1 protein-coding gene is annotated in these 307 nt (G+C 66.1%); it reads left to right on the top strand.

What is annotated here, in order from left to right; translation table 11 throughout:
- On the top strand, positions 1–307 hold a 307-nt coding region (locus IG75_RS37020), incomplete at both ends, for an NAD-glutamate dehydrogenase domain-containing protein (protein WP_156059447.1).

The raw sequence follows: 307 nt of genomic DNA, 5'->3' as shown, positions 1-307 counted from the left end.
GGTGAAGGCGCAGGCGGTGAAGAACGCGGTGATCGTGCCGGTGGGCGCGAAGGGTGGTTTCGTGGTGAAACGCCCGCCGGCCGCCACCGGCGACGCCGCGGCCGACCGGCAGGCGCTGTTCGCCGAGGGCGTGTCCTGCTACCGGACCTTCATCTCCGGTCTGCTCGACCTGACCGACAATGTCGAACACGGCACCGGAACCGTGCTCCCGCCGGAGCGGGTGGTGCGTCGTGATGGTGATGATACGTATTTGGTGGTGGCGGCGGACAAGGGTACGGCGACGTTCTCCGATATTGCGAATGATGTT

Source organism: Nocardia rhamnosiphila NBRC 108938 (genome assembly GCF_000720425.1).
Classification (GTDB): domain Bacteria; phylum Actinomycetota; class Actinomycetes; order Mycobacteriales; family Mycobacteriaceae; genus Nocardia; species Nocardia rhamnosiphila.
Note: the sequence above shows the minus strand (reverse complement) of the source record. Positions and strands in the feature narration are given on the sequence as shown.